This window comes from Ideonella sp. B508-1 (assembly GCF_000333615.1).
In the GTDB taxonomy this organism is placed as follows: Bacteria; Pseudomonadota; Gammaproteobacteria; order Burkholderiales; family Burkholderiaceae_C; genus Ideonella.
The window spans coordinates 1-6,049 of sequence record NZ_BADL01000085.1 but is presented as its reverse complement, the minus strand read 5'-3'; the positions used below and the strand labels follow the sequence as shown (position 1 = coordinate 6,049).

General features: G+C 56.9%; 5 protein-coding genes and 1 pseudogene. 5 read left to right on the top strand and 1 reads right to left on the bottom strand.

Features of this window, described 5'->3' with window-relative positions; translation table 11 throughout:
* Positions 1 to 443 precede the first annotated feature (443 nt).
* The 5 genes from I73_RS34775 (at position 444) to I73_RS31365 (ending at position 5,276) form a co-directional block, all read left to right on the top strand.
* Positions 444 to 923, top strand: coding sequence for a GNAT family N-acetyltransferase (locus tag I73_RS34775; RefSeq protein WP_374701940.1), 480 nt, complete (start codon positions 444 to 446; stop codon positions 921 to 923).
* 160 nt (positions 924 to 1,083) lie between these two features.
* Entirely contained in the window at positions 1,084 to 2,076 is a 993-nt protein-coding gene (locus I73_RS31375) for a YaaC family protein (protein ID WP_159105835.1), read from the top strand.
* Between the two features lie 155 nt (positions 2,077 to 2,231).
* Positions 2,232 to 2,555, top strand: coding sequence for a TfoX/Sxy family DNA transformation protein (locus I73_RS31370; RefSeq protein ID WP_199899029.1), 324 nt, complete (start codon positions 2,232 to 2,234; stop codon positions 2,553 to 2,555).
* Between the two features lie 823 nt (positions 2,556 to 3,378).
* Positions 3,379 to 4,288, top strand: a protein-coding gene (locus tag I73_RS25790) for an IS5 family transposase (RefSeq protein ID WP_374701939.1) whose coding sequence is annotated in 2 segments (ribosomal slippage) — positions 3,379 to 3,626 and positions 3,625 to 4,288 — 912 coding nt in all. Because the reading frame shifts where the segments join, the coding sequence is not laid out codon by codon here.
* 160 nt (positions 4,289 to 4,448) lie between these two features.
* Positions 4,449 to 5,276, top strand: coding sequence for a transglutaminase family protein (locus I73_RS31365; protein ID WP_159105834.1), 828 nt, complete (start codon positions 4,449 to 4,451; stop codon positions 5,274 to 5,276).
* A gap of 329 nt (positions 5,277 to 5,605) precedes the next feature.
* Here I73_RS31365 and I73_RS25780 read toward each other — a convergent pair.
* A pseudogene (locus tag I73_RS25780) lies at positions 5,606 to 6,049 on the bottom strand (transposase); the annotation flags it as partial.

The following is a 6,049-nucleotide window of genomic DNA, read 5'->3' as shown; positions in this document are numbered from 1 at the left end:
CCCGCCGCGTTGGGGTGGGTGATGGTGATGGCTCCGCGTCCCTTGCCGGGCTTGGGAGTGAGGTTGAGATTGCCTTGCGCCATGGGCTCCTCCATTATGAGAAGTGGAACGTGGCACCGGATCGGGTACGTCGTCTTGATCACTCTCTCAAACGGGATATCGCCGTGCAGGCCGTGAACCTGCGCGATGATTCACCAATGTCGATGACGCAGCCCATGACCACGCTAACCCGCGGGCAGTACGCACCATTGCCATATCGGTCTTCCCCGGCGCCACGTTCCACCTTGCCACGCCGCCAGCGGCTGCGCCAACCCGTGTTTCTTCGGGACGATTTGCGGCGCGGGCGGGCCGATTACTCCGCTAACCCCTCAGTCGAGGCGACAAATTGCAGCAAGCTGCAATTTGCGCCTCACCTCGAACGTTAGGCGTCTGAATTGAATCCAGTGCAGCACACCCTCAGAGTCGTAGATCCACAAGGCGAGGATGCCCTATCCTTGCTGCGTGAAGCCGCAATTGAGGCCCGGGCCTTGTACCCTGAGCTTCACGCCGATGGTGCACCATGGCCCGGAAATTCACCCACCCCGCCAGGCGGAACATATGTCATTGCCTATGATGCTGAAGTACCAATCGGGTGTGGTGCACTGCGTCCAATCGATTCAGCCGTTGTCGAAGTACGTCGCATGTACGTTCGGAAGAGTGCTCGCTGCGCCGGCGTCGCTCGAAAGATTCTTGAGGTCTTGGAGGCTTCAGCCACTCGAATGGGGTACAAAGTCATGCGTCTTGAAACCGGCAATCGTCAACAGCCGGCGATGGCTTTGTACGAGTCGTTTGGCTTCGAAAGAATTGTGCCTTTTGGTGAGTATGCCAATGATCCCACGAGCGTCTGCTATGAAAAGCATCTCCCAAATCGCGCAGACGCCTAACAGGTCGTTCAACGCGGACGCCAACACAGGCCATGCCTTCGGCATTCTCCTGGCCTGTGTTGGTACCCTCCGCGCTTCGCGCTCCGGCGCCGGTTAACTTTGGCGTTAGGCCACAACAAACAACCAGCATAGCCATTCGTTAGGCTTTTATATGGACCGAATGAGCATCCCCTTCTTCCAGTCATTTCAGACTGGCCACACCTTCAGGAAAGGCGACCCGCATGCGGCGGCATGGAAGTTCATTAAGCGGATCGGCACAATTGATAATTTGCGGAGAATTTCCGAAGCCAGCAATACCTCCACCGAAATCGCGGAAGTCGCGAGCCTCAGAATTCGCCAAGCAATTGAGCTGCATGAGGCTGCCGCTAACACGTCCACGCTCACGCGACCTTTATTGCTTTACTACTGCGCACTTAACTTGGTGCGGGGGGCACTGATTGCGCGCCATGGCGAGGCCGGAGCGGCAACGCACGGAATGCGCTACAAAGCAGGCCAAGACCTACTGGCGTGCACTGCCGAGATATCAAAGGCTGGCACATTTCCCAAGCTTGTGGAGAGCATGTGGGGTGGGCATGCCGAGTCGGCAAAGCAACAAACAATTTCCTTAAAGGATGCTTTGTCACAAATTCCTGAACTTCGGCATGAGTTTCATCTAGTCGGCATAACCAAATGCGGCGTAGCCGAGGTGCATATTGAGGCATTCATCAATGCGCCAACGGAACTGAAATACTTTATCCCGGGTGTGGATGCCAAAGATTTCGAGATGAATTGGCAGTCACTATTGCCATGGATGGCCGATAAGTGCCAGCATTCCGGAGATATGAAGCTTGCGCTCATAACCCCTCTTCACAATCCAGAGGCGCTCCAGCAGTTCTGCAACACTCATCTATGGCGCGACCTGCAGCCGCGTCAAAGTCCTGTGTGGTTCGACCAAGTTGCTCACCCATCAGCGGTGCTTTTGCCGCGAGTAGCCTCCTACCTTGCCGGTTTGTTCATTTTGTCTAACGTCTCGCGCTACGAGCCTGAAATTCTAATGCCTGCAGTTGAGCCCACAAATCTAGCCTTTGTCATCGAATCATTCCTAGACTGCGCGGAAAGAAGCATTCCTCTCCTTGTCATTGAATTGCTCGAAGGGCCTGTCTATTTTGAGTAACCTGGCTATCTCCTTCCACTTCGCGCACCAGCCTAACTGTCGGTTCAACGCGGACGCCAACAAGGGCCATCGCTTCGCGATTTTGATGGCCCTTGTTGGTGCCCTTCGTGCTTCGCGCTACGGCGCCGGTTAACCTGGGCGTCAGGCCTCTCCAAATGGCCGCTGCGGCAAATTTCGAAGGTTGGCAATCAATGAGCCATAAAACTAAAAATCCTACGCGCCATGCCCTACTCCCAGGATTCGGGCCGAAGAGCACGCAAGCACTCGCGAAGATTGGAATAACAACAGTTGAACAATTGAATGCGCGCGATGCCTACGAAATCTACGCATGCCTCAAACAAAACGTTTCTGGGACAAGTAGAAATTTTCTCTATGGAATCATAGCAGCGCAAGAACAGAAAGACTGGCGTGAAATCGCCAAGAGTCGTCGAACCGAAATTCTATTGCGCCTCGACGAACTGGGACTTGCACCGAAATGAATACACTCTGCGTAGGCCAGAGTCGGATTTTTTGCCGAGGCAAGCCACAGCACAAGCAGCCCACGGTCGTGGCTTCGCCGCCACCGCTTGGCGTTCGGTGCGGCCTCGGCCACAGTGGTCGGCACATGAACAAACTTCTGGGGGGCAAGGTGGCTCAATACAAATCTGGCCAAGGTTATTCAGCCAATTTCAGCATCAGCCCACAGCCTAACTGGCGGTTCAAGGGGGCGTCACTGCTTCGCAGCGCCGCCCCTTAACCTATACGTTGAGGCTGTAGCAAAACCCTCTGGAGCGCTGATTAGATGCATGGGCTGAAAAATCGACCGCTCAGATCGATCCAGGATCGCCGATCGACGACTTGGCAAGGGGTGAAAAACCCCTGGATTTTGGGTGGCTCTTTGTGATCGGACTTTTTCTACAACCTCGTTAGGCCCGATCCATATGGAGTTGTAGATGAATAGCTACTCGTGCCCACATTGCGGCAAGCAAGCAGTTAGCATCCTTCGTAAGTCATGCCTAGGTCCAGCCACTTCCGCCACATGTAAGTACTGTGGAAACAAAGTGTCAGTTCCCTGGTTTTCAGTTTGTGCAGCAATTCCATTTGTCGCAGCCATCTTGGGCTCTTCAGCTGCCGACTCTCGGGAAGCNTGCGTAGGTAGTCATTCAAATAGGCTTCGCGCCAATGGCTATATTCAATCATCGTTTGTGCCACTCTCAAAGCGATAAAACATGTTGTTTTCGCACCAGCGGCCTAAGGAAGGTCTGCACAACTCGCAACCCGTGGTGCTTGGCGTCGACGTGAAGCGCTGAGACGATACGGGCCATGAAGCAGCACAGCCTGGGTTTGGGACAGACGACCAAGCGAACGCGACGCCGGGAGTTCCTGGACGAAATGGAGAAGGTGGTGCCCTGGTCGGATCTGGTGGCGCTGGTGTCCCCGTACCTGCCCGATGGCAAGCGAGGCCGCCCGCCGTTCTCGCCGGAGACCATGCTGCGCATCCACTTCATGCAGCAATGGTTCACGCTGAGTGACCCGGCGATGGAAGAGGCGCTGCATGACATGCCGGTGCGAGTTCGTGGGACTGGAAGGCTGGGACGAGCGGCTGCCCGACGAAAGCACGATCCTGCAAACCGTCAACGACCTGCTCAGTGCCAAGGGCATGATGCTCAAGGGCGACTCGGTGGTGGATGCCACGCTGATCGCTGCACCGCGTTCGACCCAGAACAGCAGCGGCGAACGCGACCCGCAGATGAAGCAGAGCAGGAAGGGCCAGCAGTGGTACTTCGGCATGAAGTGCCACATCGGCGTGGGCATCGAGTCGGGTCTGGTCCACACCGTGCGCGGCACCAGCGGCGCGGTCAATGACGTGACCGAGGCCAACAGCCTGGTGCGCCCAAGCGACCGCGAGGTCTACGCCGACGCTGGCTATCGAGGTGCCGACAAGCGTCCGGACGCCAGGGCGGGTGTGGCCTGGAACATCGCCATGCGGCCGGGCAAGCGTCGCACGCTGGACCCGGCCAAGCCGATCGAGGCCCTCGCTGAGCAGCTCGAACGGGTGAAGGCCGGTATCCGGGCGCGGGTTGAACATCCGTTCCGGGTGGTCAAACGCCAGTTCGGGCACATCAAGGTGCGCTACCGCGGCTTGGCCAAGAACACGGCGCAACTGCACACGCTGTTTGCGCTGTCCCATCTGTGGATGGCGCAGCGCAAACTCATCGGAGCGGTGGCATGAGTGCGTCCGCAGCATGGCAAATGGTCCGGGTCGCGGACCTGTTCGGGCCTGCGGACCTGGAAATCGCAGCGAATTTGCCATCCACAGCATCACATTCCCATCGTCTCAGCGCACCACCACGCCAAGTTGCGAGTTGTGCAGACCTTTCCTAGGCCTAGCAATGTCCATCTCCCCATTTCTGCTTTCGACCATGCTCTTGCTCAGCTCAACACAGTCACTGGCAGAATCCTTTCGATTTGACCTTTCGCCAAATCAACCTCTGCCAGCTATCTTCAGTCGATCATCGAATAGCTATCTCATCGCGCTGAAAATGCAGTACGAGCTAAATGAAGTAGTCAAAGGCAGGACTTCCGATTTTGAACGCGTTCTCTCCATCGCACATTGGACGAGCACTCGTTGGAGGCACAACGGGGAAAACACTCCGCAACATAGTGATCCAATATCGATTCTTGACGAGGCCACGACTGGAAAACAGTTTCGTTGCGTTGAATATGCAATCGTCCTGGCTGGTGCATTGGGGGCTGTGGGTTATCCCGCCCGAGTTGTCGGACTCATGATGGCTGACGTAGAAACAAGAAGCTCGGGCGCCGGCCATGTAGTAACGGAGGTGTACCTTGCTGATCTTGGCAAATGGGTAATGGTCGACGGCCAATGGGATGTTGTTCCCCTTGTCTCTGGGGTGCCAGCGAGCGCCGCAGAATTGGCCCAGGCAATAACAGCAAATCCGAAATATCTAAGTACTGAGTCGTTCTCATCCATCGATGCAGCCGACTACTTTAAATGGATCAAGCCCTACCTCTACTATTTCACCGCATCGCTTGATAATACATATGACTCGCCCCGCAGCCGGCAGGCTATAAGACTTGCACCATTGGGCGCAAAAGAGCCACGTGTATTCCAGCGAAAATACCCCATGCAGCCCGCCTTGTTCACCCACAATGTTTCCACCTTCTACCCTGCTCCCACCTTCGTCGATGAGACAAAGTAATGAATCTACCGCCTAACCTTTCTACAGGGACTTCCCGCTGAGTCAACGGTGTTCAGTGTTCTTCTTCCCAAGCCGTATTCCTTTCAAGTGAACAGTAGGACGTGGTGATCGAAGGCGCCACCGTGGAAGGACAGACTGCACATCTACAGGCGGGCTTGTGTCGGTGGTGTTCACCGAGGCCCCAGATACGAACCGCTCGGCAGGGCTCCATTCACTCGACGTGCTTTGCGCACGCAAGGGTTACCGAGTTCACCTGCCGCCGGTCTGACCTGTGGTGGGCATCTTCGGGCGCACGTCCGGTTGTGGAATCGAGGGTTTGGGCTTCGGGCTCAGGCCGCGGGCTGGGGTCGGAGACAGCAGCGTGCCGCGGGTGGTTCAGGGATGTGGTCGGGGTTGAACGCCACGCCACGCGTCAGAACGGCCCACAGAATGCGGGCATTCTTGTTGGCCAGCGCGACGACAGCCTTTTGCCAGCCCACGCGCTCCTTGAGCTGCACCAACCACCGGCTGATGCGATCGGTGCGTTTGCCGGCACTCATCACGGCGGACTTGGCGCCCTGGATCAGCAGGGTGCGCAGGTAGTCGTCGCCGCGCTTGGTGATGCGCCCGAGGCTGGCCTTGCCGCCGGTGGAATTCTGGCTGGGCACCAGGCCGAGCCAGGCACCGAACTGGGGGCGTTGTCTAAATTGCTGAAGCCCCCACCCTGGCCACCAGGGCCGAGGCGGGTAACGGGCCGAATGCCTTGCAAGGTGGCCCTTCCTTGGCACGGTCAT

What these genes read in the sequence shown, in the direction of transcription:
- I73_RS31370 (WP_199899029.1), top strand. Translation starts at nt 2,232, where the DNA reads ATGGCCGCTGCGGCAAATTTCGAAGGTTGGCAATCAATGAGCCATAAA.
- I73_RS31375 (WP_159105835.1), top strand. Translation starts at nt 1,084, where the DNA reads ATGAGCATCCCCTTCTTCCAGTCATTTCAGACTGGCCACACCTTCAGG.
- I73_RS31365 (WP_159105834.1), top strand. Translation starts at nt 4,449, where the DNA reads ATGTCCATCTCCCCATTTCTGCTTTCGACCATGCTCTTGCTCAGCTCA.